The sequence below is a fragment of the Rhizobiaceae bacterium genome (assembly GCA_023953835.1).
In the GTDB taxonomy this organism is placed as follows: domain Bacteria; phylum Pseudomonadota; class Alphaproteobacteria; order Rhizobiales; family Rhizobiaceae; genus Mesorhizobium_G.
Genome location: JAMLJB010000001.1, coordinates 1,569,239 through 1,586,578, shown reverse-complemented (window position 1 = coordinate 1,586,578; position 17,340 = coordinate 1,569,239). Strand labels below are relative to the sequence as shown.

15 protein-coding genes and 1 riboswitch are annotated in these 17,340 nt (G+C 63.9%); of the genes, 7 read left to right on the top strand and 8 right to left on the bottom strand.

Annotation, left to right across the window (positions count from 1 at the left end):
- Positions 1–48 precede the first annotated feature (48 nt).
- Genes M9924_07390 through M9924_07370 form a run of 5 tightly spaced genes read right to left on the bottom strand, consistent with a single transcriptional unit; the run spans position 49 to position 5,707 of the window.
- Positions 49–1,071, bottom strand: coding sequence for an LLM class flavin-dependent oxidoreductase (locus M9924_07390; GenBank protein MCO5064228.1), 1,023 nt, complete (start codon positions 1,069–1,071; stop codon positions 49–51).
- A 45-nt stretch (positions 1,072–1,116) separates the two neighbouring features.
- Complete coding sequence (locus tag M9924_07385; protein MCO5064227.1) at positions 1,117–1,896, bottom strand: ABC transporter ATP-binding protein; 780 nt, start codon at positions 1,894–1,896, stop codon at positions 1,117–1,119.
- Complete coding sequence (locus M9924_07380; GenBank protein MCO5064226.1) at positions 1,893–2,894, bottom strand: iron ABC transporter permease; 1,002 nt, start codon at positions 2,892–2,894, stop codon at positions 1,893–1,895. Before M9924_07380 ends, M9924_07385 begins: the two co-directional genes overlap by 4 nt.
- Positions 2,891–3,742: an ABC transporter substrate-binding protein gene (locus M9924_07375; protein MCO5064225.1), complete on the bottom strand. Its 852-nt coding sequence runs from the start codon at positions 3,740–3,742 to the stop codon at positions 2,891–2,893. Before M9924_07375 ends, M9924_07380 begins: the two co-directional genes overlap by 4 nt.
- Complete coding sequence (locus M9924_07370; GenBank protein ID MCO5064224.1) at positions 3,743–5,707, bottom strand: TonB-dependent receptor; 1,965 nt, start codon at positions 5,705–5,707, stop codon at positions 3,743–3,745.
- Positions 5,708–5,875: 168 nt separating this feature from the next.
- A riboswitch (cobalamin riboswitch) is annotated at positions 5,876–6,078 on the bottom strand.
- A gap of 117 nt (positions 6,079–6,195) precedes the next feature.
- Here M9924_07370 and M9924_07365 point away from each other — a divergent pair.
- The 3 genes from M9924_07365 to M9924_07355 are packed head-to-tail and all read left to right on the top strand — an operon-like array spanning position 6,196 to position 12,764.
- The gene (locus tag M9924_07365; GenBank protein MCO5064223.1) at positions 6,196–9,501 is read left to right on the top strand and encodes a transglutaminase family protein; all 3,306 of its coding nucleotides are present in this window, start codon (positions 6,196–6,198) and stop codon (positions 9,499–9,501) included.
- Positions 9,501–11,888: a circularly permuted type 2 ATP-grasp protein gene (locus M9924_07360; GenBank protein ID MCO5064222.1), complete on the top strand. Its 2,388-nt coding sequence runs from the start codon at positions 9,501–9,503 to the stop codon at positions 11,886–11,888. Before M9924_07365 ends, M9924_07360 begins: the two co-directional genes overlap by 1 nt.
- Complete coding sequence (locus M9924_07355) at positions 11,889–12,764, top strand: transglutaminase family protein (GenBank protein MCO5064221.1); 876 nt, start codon at positions 11,889–11,891, stop codon at positions 12,762–12,764.
- Between the two features lie 7 nt (positions 12,765–12,771).
- Here M9924_07355 and M9924_07350 read toward each other — a convergent pair whose 3' ends face one another.
- Positions 12,772–13,827, bottom strand: coding sequence for a putative zinc-binding peptidase (locus M9924_07350; protein MCO5064220.1), 1,056 nt, complete (start codon positions 13,825–13,827; stop codon positions 12,772–12,774).
- Positions 13,828–13,934: 107 nt separating this feature from the next.
- On the opposite strand from M9924_07350, the gene M9924_07345 reads away from it, so the two are divergent.
- The 4 genes from M9924_07345 to M9924_07330 all read left to right on the top strand — a co-directional run bounded on the left by M9924_07345 (position 13,935) and on the right by M9924_07330 (position 16,205).
- Positions 13,935–14,873 carry a tyrosine recombinase XerC gene (locus M9924_07345; GenBank protein ID MCO5064219.1) on the top strand — a complete coding sequence of 313 codons (939 nt, stop codon included), beginning with the start codon at positions 13,935–13,937 and terminating at the stop codon, positions 14,871–14,873.
- Between the two features lie 271 nt (positions 14,874–15,144).
- The gene (locus M9924_07340) at positions 15,145–15,348 is read left to right on the top strand and encodes a hypothetical protein (protein ID MCO5064218.1); all 204 of its coding nucleotides are present in this window, start codon (positions 15,145–15,147) and stop codon (positions 15,346–15,348) included.
- A 131-nt stretch (positions 15,349–15,479) separates the two neighbouring features.
- Entirely contained in the window at positions 15,480–15,839 is a 360-nt protein-coding gene (locus tag M9924_07335) for a hypothetical protein (protein MCO5064217.1), read from the top strand.
- A 111-nt stretch (positions 15,840–15,950) separates the two neighbouring features.
- A complete protein-coding gene (locus M9924_07330; protein MCO5064216.1) occupies positions 15,951–16,205 on the top strand; it encodes a DUF6489 family protein in 255 nt (84 codons plus the stop codon).
- Between the two features lie 17 nt (positions 16,206–16,222).
- Here M9924_07330 and M9924_07325 read toward each other — a convergent pair whose 3' ends face one another.
- Positions 16,223–16,726, bottom strand: coding sequence for an invasion associated locus B family protein (locus tag M9924_07325; GenBank protein MCO5064215.1), 504 nt, complete (start codon positions 16,724–16,726; stop codon positions 16,223–16,225).
- Between the two features lie 221 nt (positions 16,727–16,947).
- The gene (locus M9924_07320; protein MCO5064214.1) at positions 16,948–17,298 is read right to left on the bottom strand and encodes a YkvA family protein; all 351 of its coding nucleotides are present in this window, start codon (positions 17,296–17,298) and stop codon (positions 16,948–16,950) included.
- Positions 17,299–17,340 lie beyond the last annotated feature (42 nt).

Sequence of the window (17,340 nt, the reverse complement as noted above, 5' to 3'; positions counted from 1 at the left end):
GTTGATCTTAGTTCCTGTCACTGGCGGTGGCGGGGCCGCCAGTCCGCGCTAGCGCCACCCCAGCGCCGGCGCGACATGCGTCAGGATCGCCTCCAGCACATGCGCATTGTAGTCGACGCCGAGCTGGTTCGGCACGGTGAGCAGCAATGTGTCCGCCTCGGCAATGGCCTCGTCCCCGGCCAGTTCCCGGATCAGCACGTCCGGCTCGCCGGTATAGCCCCTCCCGAATATCGCCCGGGTGTTTTCCTCGATGAAGCCGATCTGGTCCTGCTCCTTGCCGCCGCGCCCGAAATAGGCGCGGTCTCGATCGTCGACCAGCGCGAATATGCTGCGGCTGACGGAAACCCTCGGCTCGCGCTTGTGGCCTGCCGCCTTCCACGCCTCGCGATAGGCTCGTATCTGACTGGCCTGCTGGATGTGGAACGGCTCGCCGGTCTCGTCGAATTTCAGCGTCGAGCTTTGCAGGTTCATGCCCAGTTTCGCCGCCCATTCAGCCGTGCCGTTGGTTGCCGCGCCCCACCAGATGCGTTCGCGCAGGCCCTCCGAATGCGGCTCAAGCCTCAGCTTGCCGGGCGGGTTGGGAAACATCGGGCGCGGATTGGGTTCCGCAAACCCCTGCCCCCGCAGCACATCAAGGAAAACCTCGGCGTGGCGGCGGGCCATGTCGGCGTCGGTCTCGCCTTCCGCAGGCGCATAGCCGAAATATCGCCATCCATCGATCACCTGTTCCGGTGAGCCGCGGCTGATGCCGAGTTGCAGCCGTCCGCCCGCAATCAGGTCAGCCGCGCCCGCGTCTTCCGCCATGTAAAGCGGGTTTTCATAGCGCATGTCGATAACGGCGGTGCCGATCTCGATGCGGCTCGTTTTCCCGCCGGTCGCGGCAAGCAGCGGAAAGGGCGAACCAAGCTGGCGGGCGAAATGGTGCACACGGAAATAGGCGCCGTCCGCGCCCAGTACTTCGGCGGCAACCGCAAGGTCGATGGATTGCAACAGTGCGTCCGCCGCGCTGCGCGTCATCGATTGCGGAGAGGGCGACCAATGGCCGAACGAAAGGAAACCGATCTTCTTCATGCGCGATACTTAGGGCATTTCATGGTCGGATTGAAGCATTCCGCCTCAGATAGCTGGAGCAAGGTCCAACGGCTGGACGATCATGCGCCCGTCAACGGTGGCGATGTAACTTTCGACGCCATACACCTCGCGTATGCGTTCAACGGTCAGCACGTCGCCCGGCGCGCCGTCCGCGACAATGCGTCCGCCGGCAAGCAGCAGAATGCGAGTGCAATGCGCCGCCGCCATTCCGAGGTCATGGGTCGACGCAATCACGCTCTTTCCTTCCCGCGCGATGCCGGCAAAGGTCGCCATGAGGGACAGGCCGTGCGCGGGGTCGAGACCGGCGGAAGGCTCATCTGCCAGCAGCAGGGGTGTTTCCTGCGCCAGCGCGCGCGCAACCAGCACCAGCGCTTTCTCCCCGCCCGACAGTTCGGCGACCGGGCGCTTTCGGAAAGCCAGAACCTCCATGCGTCGCATGGCCGCGTCCACTGCCCGCTCGTCGTCCGGCCGAAGCGACGACAATGCGGTAATATGAGGCGAGCGGCCGAGCGCCACCAGCGCCTCGACGGAGATGTTCCATGCGACATCCCGTTCCTGCGGCAGGAAAGCGAGCGTCCGCGCTCGGCGTATCGCAGGCAGCGCGGCGCTTTCTTCCCCATCGATCCTGATCGACCCCGAATAGGGTAGCACGCCCGCCAGCGTTCGCAGGAGCGTCGATTTCCCGGCGCCGTTCGGTCCGACCAGCGCGACGAATTCGCCCGGTTTCACCGCAAAGGAAATACCGTCGACGACGCGGCGCGCGCCGAGCGAAACATGCAGCGCATCGGCCACCAGCAACGTCATGCCGGGCTCCTGCGTTGCGCATAGACCAGCCACAGGAAGAACGGCGCGCCGACGATGGCTGTCAGCACGCCGAGCTTGAGGTCGCGTTCGGGCGCGATGATGCGCACCACAATGTCGGCTGCAAGCACCATGCAGGCTCCGCCCAACGCGCTGGCCGGCAACAGCCGCGAGGGCAGGCCCCCCGTCAGCGGGCGCAGCAGGTGCGGCACGACCAGCCCGACGAAACCGATTGCGCCGGAGATCGCGGTGGCCGCGCCGACCGCCGCCGCCGTGCCGAGCACGGCCTGCATCTGCGTGCGGCGCAGGTCAATGCCAAGACTTGCCGCGCTGTCGCTGCCGAGGGTCAGGGCATCGAGCGCCTTGCCCAGCGTCATCAGCAGCACCCAGCCGGCCAGCATGAAGGGCGCGGCGAGCCACACATGCGTCATGGATCGGTCGGTGAGCGATCCGAGCATCCAGAACATGATCTCGAGCGACGCGAAGGGATTGGGCGACAGGTTGAGCGCAAGCGAGGTCATCGCGCCTGCGAAGGTCGATACGGCGACGCCGGCAAGGATGATGGTCAGCACGCTGCCGCGCGTGCCCGCCAATGCCTGGACGACCAGAACACCCGCAAGCGCACCGCCCAGCGCCGCCAGCGGCAGCGCCAAGGGAAAGACAAGCGTCAACCCCGAATAGATCGCGATGACGGCCCCGAGCGAGGCGGAAGCACTGACTCCGATCAGGCCCGGCTCCGCCAGCGGATTGCGCAAAAGGCCCTGGAGCACCGCGCCCGACAGGCCGAGCGTTGCGCCGACCATCAGGCCGAGCAGCGCGCGCGGCAGGCGCACCTCGCGCATGATAAGCACCACCGCATCGGCCTTGTTCGAAAACAACGCGGCGATGCTGTCGGTGAATCCGATGGCGGCCGGTCCAACGGCCAGGGACAGAACGAAAAGGGCGAGCGTCAGTGCCGCCAGCGCACCGATGACAACGGCATATCGGTGGTTGGCGGTCATGGATTCGCCCCGGCGCGCGCGCCCGCCTCGCGCAGAAGCCGGATGGCCTCAGCTGTGAACGGCCCGCCGCAAATGGTGTATTTCGCGGGAACGACCGCCCGCGTGCTTTGCCCAGCAAGCCGCCTGTAGGCAGGGTGGACGAAATTCTGCTGCGCGAGTGCGGGCATGGAGGGTCGCTCGTCGGCATCGACCAGCACGTCCGGCGCGCCGAGCAGCAGCAATTCGAGCGGCAGTCTCGCCGTGCCCGCATATCCGAGGCGTACCGCCATATTCTCAAGTCCCGATGCTGCAAGCAGCGAATCGAACAACGTTCCCGATCCTGCCGTGTAGCTGTTCGCGAAATAGGTCGCGGCAATCTTGCCCGAAGGCTGCGCCGACGCTTCGGCAACCGCATGATCGAAAGCGCCCAGCACTTCGGCGGCGCGCGCGCTTTCGCCCAGCACCTCGCCCATGCGCAGGATGTTGTGCCTTATATCGTCCAGCGTATTTTCGGGCGGAAACTCCTCGACGCGGATGCCGAGTTCGCGGAGCAGCCCGACCGTGGCGCGCGTCGTATAGGTGCCGGCGATCACGAGGTCGGGCCGCATCAGGAAGATCTCCTCCGCAAGCCCGTGATTGAGCGCAAATCCCTTCGCCTGTTCCGCCATGGCCGAGGCTTCGCCGTCCGCCGCCAGCCAGGACACGGAATGGAGTTGCCCGGGCGCTGCAATCAGCATCGCCAGTTGATCCGTGCAAAGGTTCATCGAAACGACGCGGCTCGCCCTGCCGGCGGCGAGCGCGGAACCGCATCCGGCGAGCAACACGGATGTAATCACGACCGTCGCGGCAAGGCGTGTCCTGCAATGCACTCAGAATGACCCTTTCAAGCCGATGAAGGCCGTTCGACCGGGCGTGTTGTAGCCGAACACTTCCTCATATTCCTCATCGAACAGGTTTTCGATGCGGGCAGTCGCTTCAAGACGGTCGTTGAACCTGTAGCTGCCGCCCACCGTCACGACCGTATAGCTGTCGAGCGTCACCGGCGTCGTCAACCCTCCGAGGAATGAGTTGTCGAGCATCTCGCCGTTGAACGTAACGTCCGCGAAAACGCGCGCGCGGTCCTCATGGAACGTATAGGCCGCCGAGATCGAGCCGGAATGTTTCGGACGTCGCAGTTCCTGCACCCGCTCCCCGCCGGAGGTCTGCTGCTGGGTGGAGTCGGTATAGGTGTAGGTCGCGGTGGTCGAGAAGCCGTTCATCAGGTTCAGGGTGGCCGAGATTTCGACGCCCTGCCGCTTGCTCTCGCCATCCAGATTGACCGGGGTGGACGGATAGTCCGGCGGGCCGCCATAGACGGTCGCCATCTCGTCGGTCAGGTTCTGGTTGAAATAGGTAACGTCTGCGACCAGCCTGCGGTCGAAGAAACCCTGCTCGACACCGATGTCCCAGCCAAAACTCTTTTCCGGCTTCAGCCCGGGATTGCCGACGAAAGTTGCGGGTATGTAGCCGAACTGCTCGAAGAAGGTGGGATTCGTGACGCCGGTTCCGACCGACGCATGCAGCCGCGTTTGGGTGTCCGGCACCTTCCATGCGCCGCTGACGCTGTAGGTGGTCGCATCCTGGAAGGCGTCGTTGAAATCGCGCCTGAGCGCGGCATTCAGGAAGAATTGCTCCAGAAATGCGCCCCGATACTCGCCGACCAGCGAATTGCTGTCGCGCTCGAAGGTCTCCGTCAGGTGCGAGGGCGCATAGGTTTCGCGCTGCCACTCATAGCCGCCGGTGATCTGGTGATGCGCGTCGAGCGCACCCGGCGTGTCGAACCGATAGCTTGCCTGATAGGAGCCGTTGTAGCGGTTGCCGTCATCGTAGGTCGGCACGCCCTGGCTTTCATTGTCGCGGTGCGTGTCGCTGCCGCTGAACCGCGCCTTCTGCGTCAGCGCGCCATCGAGCGCGACGAGCGTTCCGCCGATGGAACCGTAGAATTCGCGCGTGGCGGTATAATCGTCGCCGTCGACCACCAACCCGTAGTTCGGACCGGGGAACCAGCCCACATAGCTGAAATCCTGCGGATCGATATCGCTCTTGCGGTCGACATAGCGCAGCGTGGCATCGACGGACAGCGTCTCGGAGAGGTCCGCGTTGAACCTGCCGTTCAGCGTGGTGTTGCGGTCGCCGTCCTTCTCGTCGCCGAAATCGGAAATGTTGAAGCCGTCCGTACGCCGGAACGCGCCGGACAGGGCCGCGTCGAAATTCCCGCTCCCGCCCGACAGCGCCAGCCCGCCGAGAAAGGTGCCGTCCGTGCCGATTTCGGAGCGGGCGGAGGTCCGCCAGCCATCGCGCGCGCCTCGCTTCGTGATGATGTTGACAACGCCCGCGGACGCATTGGCCCCCCAGAACGCGCTTTGGGGACCGCGCAGGATCTCGATGCGGTCGATATCCTCGACCAGCAGGCTTCCGAAATCGAACTCCCCGCTCGACGGTTCATTGGCCTCGACCCCGTCGACCATCACCAGCAACTGGTTGGCCTCCGCGCCGCGCACGCGAACCTGGGTGAAGCCGCCAAAGGAGCCGGTGCGTGAAACGGCGAAGCCCGGCACCTGCCGCAGCGCGTCGGCGACATAGCGTATCTGGTTCTGTTCGAGCTGTTCGCCGGTTATTACCGTATAGGCGCGACCGGACTTTTCCTGTTCGACGGGCGTCAGCCCCTCCGTGACGAGAACCGGCGCAAGTTCTGTCGGCTCTTCCTCCTGCGCGGCTGCTCGGCCCGGCAGGAGCAGCAGGCTTGCCCCGCAGACGATCGATGTCGTGGCGGCGCGTCGTATGGCGTTTCGCATGTTTCCCTCAGCATTTCATGCGGGGAAAATGCAGTTTGCCCCGCGGTCAAAGACAACCGCAGGCATCGGAGGTGGCGTTCAGTGAGCACACTGACCCCGGCCCCGCCATACGGCAACACATCGTGTCACCGCTACGGAGAGCCGCGCCCGACCACACCCCGTGGTCAAGCATGGGTGACCGGAACCGGCAGGTCTCCTGACTTCCGCGTCATCGCCCCTTTCCCGCCTTCCCGGACACGGATGTGTCCAGTGGCATTCAGGGAGAGGCTCAACGGTTACAGTTGCGGGGGCAGTCACGGATTGGCCGATCCGGCATCACCGTGTTCCCTTTTCATCCGCCTTTCGGCAGAACCAGCTCCATTGCTTTAGTAAATGCGGATTCGCGGAAATGTCAACGAAGCTCGCGCCGTGGACGCGGGAACTTCCGGCTTGGCATGCAAAGCCGATTATGATGCATTGCACACTGAGCAAGGGGACTTTGAAGCACTATGTCAATCAAGGCGGGGATCTATCACCTCACCCACTACAAATATGACCGGCCCGTCGTGCTGGGTCCCCAGATCATCAGGTTGCGGCCTGCGCCGCATAGCCGCACGCGGGTGATTTCGCATTCGCTGAAGGTCACGCCGTCCGATCATTTCGTGAACCATCAGCAGGACCCCTACGGAAACTGGCTGGCACGCTTCGTGTTTCCGGAGCCGGTCACCGAGTTCAAGATCGAAGTCGATCTCGTCGCGGACATGACGGTCTACAACCCTTTCGACTTCTTCGTCGAGGAAAACGCGGAGCACTATCCGTTCAGCTATCCCGAGGAGATCGCCGAGGACCTCGCCATCTATCGAGCGGCGGAACCGGCGGGCCCGCTTCTGGCCGGCTTCCTCGAAACGGTGTCGCTCGAAAAGCAGCGCACCGTGGATTTTATCGTCAACCTCAACGCGCGGCTTGCGCGCGAAATCGGCTATGTGATCCGCATGGAGCCCGGCGTCCAGACGCCGGAGGAGACGCTTGGCGTGCGCACCGGTTCGTGCCGCGACACGAGCTGGCTGCTCGTGCAGGCGCTGCGCCATTGCGGACTGGCGGCGCGTTTCGTCTCCGGCTACCTCATCCAGTTGAAGCCCGATCTGGTTTCGCTCGACGGCCCGCCCGGTACCGACCATGACTTCACCGATCTGCACGCCTGGGCGGAGGTCTATATTCCGGGCGCAGGTTGGATCGGCCTCGACCCGACATCTGGCCTGCTGACGGGGGAGAGCCACATTCCACTGGCGGCGACGCCGCACTATCGCAACGCCGCGCCCATCTCCGGCATGGCGAGCTTCGCCAATGTCGATTTCGCCTTTGACATGCATGTCGAGCGCGTCGCGGAACATCCGCGCATCACGATGCCGTTTTCCGACGAAAGCTGGGCGGAGCTGGACGCACTCGGACGCAAGGTGGACGAGATGCTGAAGGAAGGCGACGTGCGCCTGACCATGGGCGGCGAGCCGACTTTCGTCTCCATCGACGATTTCGAATCCGCCGAGTGGAACACGGATGCCGTGGGACCGACCAAGCGCGGGTTGGCAGATGAACTCATTCGCCGCCTGCGCGCCAAATTCGCGCCCAAGGGCATGCTGCATCACGGGCAGGGAAAATGGTATCCGGGCGAAAGCCTGCCGCGCTGGACCTTCTCGCTCTACTGGCGCCGGGACGGCAAGCCGATCTGGAAGGACGAATCGCTGATCGCGCCGGAAGAAGGCGGCGAACCCGCCACCATCGAGCAGGCGGAACGGCTGCTCACCGCGATCGCGGAGGAACTCGACATCAGCGACGATCATGTCGTGCCCGCCTTCGAGGACCCGGCTGAATGGATACTCAAGGAAGCGAACCTGCCGGAAAACGTCACGCCGCAGGATTCCAAGCTCAAGAACCCGGAGGACCGGAATCGCATCGCGCGCGTATTCGAGCGCGGGCTGAACAATGCGTCGGGCTATGTACTGCCCGTACAGCGCTGGCAGGCGCGGGCGACCGGCGGCTGGCAATCCGAAAAATGGAAGCTCAGGCGAGGCCACCTGTTCCTTGCGCCGGGCGACAGCCCGGTCGGCTTTCGCCTCCCACTCGGCACGCTGCCCTATGTTCCGCCATCCGCCTATCCCTATATCCAGCCCGCCGATCCGACGGAGGAACGTGGCGCATTGCCGGAAATGAACCGGCGACAGCCTGCCGCGATCGTTGAGGCCCCGGCGGGCGAGGTCGGGACGCTGATCGAACAGACGCTCGACAGCGGAGGCGGTGCGGTGCGCACGGCGATGGCCGTGGAGCCGCGCGACGGCAGGCTATGCGTATTCATGCCGCCCGTGGAGCGGATCGAGGATTATCTGGAACTGATCGCGGCTGTCGAGGCAGCGGCGAAGCAGGAAAAATTGCGCGTGCGGATCGAGGGCTATGCGCCGCCGCACGACCCGCGCATCAATGTGATTCGCGTCGCACCTGATCCCGGCGTCATCGAGGTCAACATCCATCCGGCATCGTCATGGGAGGAATGCGTCGCGACGACCGAAATCGTCTATGAAGAAGCACGCCAGACCCGGCTCGGCGCGGACAAGTTCATGATCGACGGGCGCCACACCGGCACAGGCGGCGGCAACCATGTCGTAGTGGGCGGCCAGTCGCCCAATGACAGCCCGTTCCTGCGCAGGCCCGACCTCCTGAAAAGCCTGATCCTGCACTGGCAGCGGCATCCCAGCCTGTCTTATCTGTTCTCCGGCCTTTTCATCGGCCCGACCAGTCAGGCGCCGCGCATCGACGAGGCGCGGCATGACGGCCTCTACGAGCTGGAGACCGCCCTCGCGCAGATTCCCGAACCGGGATCGGGCAGGCCGCCGCTGCCCTGGCTGGTCGACCGGCTGCTGCGCAACCTTCTGGTTGACGTCACCGGCAACACGCACCGCTCCGAAATCTGCATCGACAAGCTCTATTCGCCCGACGGCCCCACGGGCAGGCTCGGCCTCGTCGAGTTCCGGGGTTTTGAAATGCCGCCGAACCCGCGCATGAGCCTCGCGCAGCAACTGCTGATCCGTGCGCTGATCGCGCGCCATTGGAAATCCCCGCTCGACGGGCCGCTGACGCGCTGGGGCACCACGCTGCACGACCGCTTCATGCTGCCGCACTTCCTGTGGCGCGATTTCCTCGACGTTCTGGCCGACCTGCGGCGACATGGCCTCGACCTGAAGCCGGAATGGTTCGAGGCGCAGCTTGAATTTCGCTTCCCGTTCTGCGGCGAAGTGGAGTATGAAGACGTGGGGTTGGAAGTGCGGCAAGCCCTTGAGCCGTGGCATGTGCTCGGCGAAACAGGAGCAATCGGGGGCACCGTGCGTTACACTGACAGTTCTGTCGAGCGATTGCAGGTCAAGCTCACTGCAGCCGACCCTTCGCGCTATGCCGTGACGTGCAACAAGCGCACCGTGCCGCTGCAAAAGACCGAAACGCAAGGCATCGCGGTCGCGGGCGTCCGTTACAAGGCGTGGCAGCCTGCCATGGCGCTGCATCCCGTGCTTCCCGTCAATGCGCCACTGACCTTCGACATCTACGACACATGGAGCGGGCGGGCGCTGGGCGGTTGCACCTATCACGTGGCGCATCCCGGTGGCCGCAACTACGAGACATTTCCCGTCAATGCCAACGAAGCGGAGGCGCGGCGGCTGGCGCGTTTCGAGCCGTCCGGCCACAATGCGGGCCTCTATGAGGCAAAGGCTCCGGGCATCTCGCCCGAATTTCCGATGACCCTCGACATGCGTCGTCCGGCAGGGCTTTGATGGCCAAGAACAGCGACCAGCTCATGCGGCAATGGAATGCCGCTTCGCACTACCGTCCGCTGGCGGGCGTGGCAGATGAACTGATGAGTCCGTCCGGCGCCATTCGTCCGGTCTGGACGCAGTTTCTCGACTATTTTTCCTCCCTTGCGCCAGCGGATATTGCGGGCCATTTCGCGCGCGGAGATGAATATCTGCGCGATGCGGGGGTCTATTTTCGCCAGTATGGCCAGAAAAGCGCCATCGACCGCGCCTGGCCGCTCAGCCACATTCCCGTGCTGCTGCATGACAGCGAATGGACCGGCATCGCCGCTGCCCTGACGCAGCGCGCCGAACTGCTCGAACGCGTCGCAGCCGACATATACGGTCCCAACGCGCTGGTCGCCGAGGGCAGGCTGCCGGCCTCCATCGTGGCCGGCAACCCGGAATGGCTTCGCCCCATGGTCGGCGTCAAGCCCGCCGGCGGCCACTTCCTGCATTTCCTTGCCTTCGACATAGGGCGTGGGCCGAACGGCCAGTGGTGGGTGCTGGAGGACCGCGTTCAGGCCCCTTCAGGCGCGGGGTTTGCGCTCGAGAACAGGGTGGCGACGGCGCGCGTGTTCTCCGATTACTACGCCGACGCCCATGTGCACAGGCTCGCGGGTTTCTTCCGGCGCTTCCGGGAATCGCTGAACCAGATGCGCGGGGCGGAGGAGAACAGCATCGCGATCCTCTCCCCCGGGCCGATGACCGACACCTATTATGAGCACGCCTATATCGCACGCTATCTCGGCATCGGGTTGCTGGAGGGCGAGGACCTGACCGTCGTAAACGGTCGCGTCATGGTACGCTCCGTCTCCGGCAACCGACCGATCAGCGTGCTCTGGCGACGGATGGACGCGACCTTCACCGATCCGCTCGAATTCGACGGCGCATCGCGGCTCGGAACCCCCGGGCTGGCGGGCGCGGCGCGCCAGGGCCACATCGCGATGGTCAATGCGCTGGGCGCCGGCGCGCTTGAGGCGAAGGCGCTTTTCGCCTTCCTGCCCGGCATATGCGAATTCCTGATGGGCGAGCCTCTGGCGATGCCCAATGTGGCCACCTGGTGGTGCGGGCAGGAACAGGAGCGCCGCATCGTCACGGCCGAAGCGGGACACATGGTCATCAGTCCCGCCGTGCCGCCGACGCGACTGGCAGGCAGGTCAGCGCGCCCCTCCTTCGGCATCGACGATTCGGGCGCGGAGTTCGCGCTGACCGCCGAAAATGGCCGGCACTTCGTCGGACAGGAAACCGTGACGCTGTCCACCACGCCGACATGGGAGGACGGGCGGCTGACACCACGCCCCCTCAGCCTGCGCGTCTACCTCGCGCGGACCCTCGACGGCTGGACCGTGATGCCGGGCGGCTTCGCGCGAATCGGCCATTCGAACGATCCCAAGGCGGTTGCCATGCAGCAGGGCAGCGCCGTGGCCGATGTCTGGGTGGTGTCGGACCGCAAGGTCAGCACCGAGACGATGCTGGCCGAACCCACCGGGCCCTATATCCGGCCCCGGCCCGGCGCGCTGCCGAGCCGCGCCGCCGACAACCTCTATTGGCTCGGGCGATATGTCGAGCGCGCGGAATCGACCATGCGCCTCATGCGCGCCTATTTCGCCCGGCTGGCCGAAGCGGGCGAACTGGAAAGCCCGCTCCTGTCGCATGTGCGCTCCTATATCGAGGGGCTGGACATCGAGCCGGACGAAGCGATTCCGCCCGCGCTGCGCAACATGTTCGAGGCAGCGCTTGGCAGCGCCTCGAAGATACGCGACCGCTTCTCGGTGGATGGATGGCTGGCGCTCAACGATCTTGCCGACAGCGCAAACCGCATTGCCGCCACCTCCGTGGTCGGCGACGACAGCGCCCGCGCGATGGGGGTCCTGCTGCGCAAGATCACCGGATTTTCCGGCCTCGTTCACGAAAACATGTACCGCTTCGTGGGCTGGCGCTTCCTGACCATTGGACGCTCGCTCGAACGCGCGCTGGCGATGACATCGCTGCTTGGTCGCATGACCGATGAAAATGCGCCGGACGGCGCGCTCGATTTCGCCGTGGAGGTCGGCGACAGCACCTTGTCGCACCGCAGGCGCTACACCGTGCGCACATCGCGGCCGACCGTCATCGACCTGATGGCGCTCGATGGCATGAACCCGCGTTCGATCCTCTATCAATTGAACGAGATCAGGACGCAGGTGGATCTGCTGCCGGGTGCGGGCGTTCGCGGCCAGATGTCCGAGCTTGCCCGCGCAGCTCTGCGCGCGCAAACCGACGTGGCGGTGCGGACCCCGGACGGTTTCGACGTCGAGGCCCTCGACGAGACCTGGGGACAGATCGCGCTTCTGTCCGAACTGATCACGGAAACCTATTTCAAATAGATGCTGTACGAAGTCCTCCTCAATACCAAATGCGTTTACGACCGCATGGCCGCCGGCCGTCAGGTGCTGCGGCTGATGCCGGCGGACGAGGCGGGCATCCAGCGGCTCGTGGCGGGCGCCATCGATATCCATCCGGCACCGTCGGAGCGCACCGACCGCATCGATTTTTTCGGCAACCGCACCGTCGACATCTGTTTCGATACGCCGAACGAGGAGATCGAGGTGATCCTGCGCGCGCGTGTCGACCGTTTCGGCTATCCGCCCGCCATGGATGTCTCGGCGCGGCTGCGCGACCTGCCCGCCGAGCTGGCGGCGGTGCGCACGCTGGATGCCGCTTCGCCGCATCATTTCGCCGAATCCTCGCCGCTCATCGGGCCGAGCCCGGAAATCGCCTCTTATGTGCGCGACGTCGCGCCGGGCGATGCATCCGCCATGGAGATCGTCAGCGCCATCAACCTCGCTCTGCATCGGGACATGCAATATGACGGCGACGCCACCACCGTGGACACACCGCTGGAGGAAGCCTTCGCAAAACGGCGCGGCGTCTGTCAGGACTTCGCGCACATCATGATCGCCTGCCTGCGCGAGATCGGCATTCCCGCCGGCTATGTCAGCGGCTTCCTGCGGACCGAACCGCCGAAGGGCATGCCGCGCCTCGAAGGCGCCGATGCGATGCACGCATGGGTGCAGGCATGGTGCGGCGCCAATGCCGGATGGATCGAGTTCGACCCGACCAATGCGATGATGGCTGGCCTCGACCACATCGTCGCCGCGAGGGGACGCGACTATTCCGATGTCGCGCCGGTTCGCGGCGTGCTCCGCACCTCCGGCGCGCAGGAAATCTCGCAATCGGTTGACGTGATCCCGCTGTCCTGATCGCGCTCTATTTGCGCAATCCGTGCACCAGATTGTGGATGTAGCCGAGCTTCTCGATGGCCTTCGGGGGAATCACGAAGGGGTAGAGGTCCGGCAACCCCATGCAGCGGTTGAGGCTGTTCGACGCGAAGCTGACGGGCAGCCAGGCATCGACAATCGCCGAAAGCTCCTCGGTCTCGTAGGGGTCGAAGGCGATTCGTGCCGAAAGCGCTTCCGTCGCCACCTCGGGATGCGTCTCGATCCCGAAGGATGCGGCCATTTCCAGCGTGTCGACGATGTGCAGGTAGTGCGCCCAGGTCTCGGCCCAGTCCTCCCACGGGTGCATGGTCGCATAGGCTGAAACGAAGTTCAGCCGCCAGTCGGCGGGCGCGCCGTTCTCATAATGGCGCTGGAGCGCTTCATTGTAGTCCGCGCGTTCATCCCCGAACAGCGCGCGAAAGCTGTCGAGCTGGCCGCCGTCGCGCACCAGCCGGTCCCAGTAGTAATGCCCGACCTCATGGCGAAAATGACCAAGGATCGCGCGATAGGGTTCGCCCATGGCGGTCCGCGCCGCTTCGCGCTTGGCATCGTCGGCCTCGTTCAGCGAGATGGTGATGACGCCGCTCTCATGACCCGTCATCACCTTGACGCTGCCGTCCGGCGCATCGGCGAGGAAATCGAACACAAGCGGCTCGGCGACCCCGTCGGCGATGGTCGGCGTCTCAAGGTCGAGCCGGATCAGCGAATAGAACAGGCGACGCTTCGCATCCTCGATCTTGCGCCAGTCCCGGTAATGTTCCGGCGTCGAAATGTCGGGAATGGTGCGGTTGTGGCTGCAGGCGCGGCAGAAGGTCTCGCCGCTATCGGCATGGACCATCCAGTTGCAGGCGCTTTGCTCCCAATTCGCGCAGAAGCGATACCGCCGCGATGGGTCGCCCAGCGCAATCCAGTTCGGACCATCCGCGTCGACCGCGCTCATTTGACCGAGGCCGGGCAGGTAGCCCACCTGCTTGCCGCACTGCTCGCAGTACGAATTCTCAAAGTAAACCACGTTGCCGCAATTCTGGCATTGAAACAGTCGCATTCGGCAACCCCCTCGGATGTCCTGCCCAAATCTGCGAGCGCAATATTTGTTCCGGCAAGCGGATGTTTTCCGGTCATTAAGAATGATGCGGTTTGATGGATTTTGCCATGCAGGAATTTCTGATCTCCGCCCGTCCCGATCTCGCAGAAGCGAGGCAAAGCTGGCTCAAATCGCTCGCCAGCGAACGGCGGCTGTCCAAACAGACCGTCGAAGCCTATGAACGCGACACACGCCAGTTTCTCCAGTTCCTCACCGGCCATTGCGGCGGTCCGCCCGGCATCTCCGATGTAAGCGCGTTGCGACCCGCCGACCTGCGCGGCTTTCTCGCGGCGCGCCGCGCCGACGGGGCGGGCGCGCGCACGCTCGGGCGCGGCCTGGCAGGCGTGCGTTCGCTCTTGCGCTACATGGAGCGCAAGGGTCTTGCCAATGCGGCGGGAGCGGCGGCCCTGCGTGCGCCGAAACAGCCGAAATCGCTGCCGAAACCGCTTACGGTGCCCGATGCACGGCGCGTGGTCGAAGTCGGCGAACAGCTTGCCGAAGAACCATGGATCGCGGCCCGCAACGCGGCGGTGCTCGCCTTGTTGTATGGTTCCGGCATGCGTATTTCCGAGGCGCTCGGCCTGACTGGCGCGGACATCACGTCGGATGCCGGCGACGTGCTTCGGATAACCGGCAAGGGCGGCAAGACGAGGCTGGTGCCGGTGCTGCCGGTGACGCGGCAGGCGGTCGCGACCTATCGCAGCCTCTGTCCTTACCATCTGGCGGGCGACGCGCCCCTTTTTCGCGGCGCCAAGGGGGGGCCGCTCAATCCGGCGATCATCCAACGCGAGATGCAGAAGATGCGTTCGGCGCTGAACCTCCCCGAGACTGCCACGCCGCATGCGCTGCGCCATTCCTTCGCGACACATCTTTTGGGACGCGGCGGCGATTTGCGCGCCATTCAGGAACTGCTGGGGCATGCAAGCCTTTCGACCACCCAGATCTACACCGGCGTGGACTCCGCTCGACTGCTGGATATCTACGAATCAGCGCATCCGCGCGCGTAAAAGGATGCAATTCGAAGCATCGGCTTAACAAATTGTGCGACAATGGCCGTTAAGGTGGTGCCATGAGCAAAGCAGCCACCGCAACCGCCGTCGCAGAACAACTTGCCCTTCCGGCGATGAAGGCGCTGGCTTCGTTGAACCTCCTCTTTCTCCTCTCATTCATCATCGTGTTCGCGACCGCGCTCGGGCGCTGACGCGTTCACGTCAAGCGTGATTTGTCAAAGGCGACCGCTTTGATATTCTGATGCTCCGAACCAAAAAGGAGCATGCAATGAAGAAAGCTGTTCTCGCACTCGGACTTCTTGCCTTCTCTGCGCCATTGGCCGGCGCTTGCGAATATCAGCGGTCGGCCCAGGCCAAGGTTGACCAATCGGTCGTGGCGAGCATCGCCAGCGAACCCTCCACGAACATGTCGACCCCGGCACTGCCTGACGGGCAGGAGACGGTCCAGCCGCAGGATTCAGACCAGAACTGAGTTTTCGGCCCGCGCAGGCGGTGCGATCCGCTTGTTCAGGATGCAACAGAGGGGATTTTCAGGCCGAACCTTGGAACTTCGGCCTGCTTTTTGCGTTTGCCGGTCTGACGTCGAACACAAGGAGGACGGCTATGGCTGAACCTGCACGCAAATTGCACGACCTTGCCAACGATCCAAAACGTGCCCCGGATCCGGTTGGCGCTCCGATCGATCCGCTTGATCCGAGGGTCACCCAGGCAAACAACGACGTAATCGACAACAGGCGCGTCGTCGAAGGTCGCGGCACCGGAAGCGGCGCCATTATCGCGGCCATCGTGGTTGTTCTTGCTGTGATCGCCTATTTCGTATTCGCACCCGGCACGTCACAGGCACCGGCACCCAGTGAGCCGGCGACGACGAACGAGGCGGTACCGGCGCAACCGGCAGAACCCGCACCGGGCGCCGCACCCGCTCCGGCACCCTCCGGAACGAATCAGCCGCCCGCTCAGTAAGAGCGCGACTGCAAGCAGAAGGGCGGCAACAGGCCGCCCTTTTTCAATGCCAGTTGTTCTCCGCGCAAAACCTGCGCAATCTGGTGATCTGAAACCCCAGTGGAGAACCGAATGAAGGTGAATATCAATATCGACTGCACGCCGGAGGAGGCGCGGCAGTTCATGGGCCTCCCGGATGTGCAGCCGCTTCAGCAGGCAATGATGAAACACATGGAAGAGCGCATGACAGCGGAGGTCGACAGGTTTTCTCCCGAAAACCTGCTCAAAACATGGTTCACCGCAATGCCGCAGAATGCCGACTGGATGCGCGACGTGATGGGCGGGATGTTTTCACCCGGCTCTTCTTCGAAGGACACCAAGAAGTAGCTTGCCTGCGAAAGGCCCTATTTGCACTGCGCGATGGAACCCAGCGCCGCCGAGATGCCTTTGAGCGAAAAGGTGTAGTTCGTCGGATTGCCACGTTTCGACTTCGCCGAAACCTTCATGTCGGCCCCTCCGCGCATCGCGGTAATCAGCGCGGGTTCGTCGTCCGGCTTCTCCACCCAGGCCGATTTGCCCTTGGTGAACATCGAGAACGAGCGGTTGCCGACCGTGACCTGGACCTTCGAATTGGCCTGAAAATCATATGAGGCGATAAACTGCGGCTCATAGCTGGGCGTCGCACCCGGGCGCTGGCTGACGAAGAAGAAGATGTCGCCGTGATCGAGGTTGGGCGGCTGCTTGTCTGTAGGAACGGTGAGGACATAGCATACCTTGCCGTTCTGCGCCTGATAGCTGTATGTGCCCCACGCATTGTGCTGGCCAATCTTCGTGGCCGACTGCGCCAATGCTGGTGCCGCACTTACCGCCAGCACAAAACTCGAAACCAGGGCGGTTATTCTGTACATTGCTGAGACATTTCCCGTTCTGAATAAAATCATGCGCCGTGCCTGACGGGCGAGGCAATTTGGTTCATTTTGACTTAATCAGGGTTACCAAACCGTTATTCCGCCGGCTGACCTCCTGCCGACAGCCCGGCCCGGCCACATTGCCTCGCGGATCAAGCCTGCCCGATATTGAGAAAGCCATGAAAAGCGGCAAGAGTTTGACTTGTGCTTTTCGGTCCGGTTTACGACCAGTCGTCGATGGCCTTGCGCGCGGCACTTCGATGGGCCGGAGTGATGCTCGCCTTCACGGCGGCAAGGGCTGCCGACAGCACCGCGACATCGTCCGTAAAGCCGACGCCGGCGAGAATATCCGGGATGGCATCGACGGGCAGCACGAAATAAGCCAGCGCGCCGAGCAGGATGCCCTTTGTCTTGATCGAGGTATCGTGATCCAGCGCGCAATAATAAGCGGAAACCACATCCTCCATGAAGGGGACATGCCGCGCCGCCTTTCGTGCGGTTCGCCAGAAATTCAACCGGACGTCTTCCGCTCGGTGGGAAGCATCGTCGCGATACATGCGCGCTCCTTCCATCGATCCCTCCATGATCCTGCATATGATGTGGTGAAGCCAGCG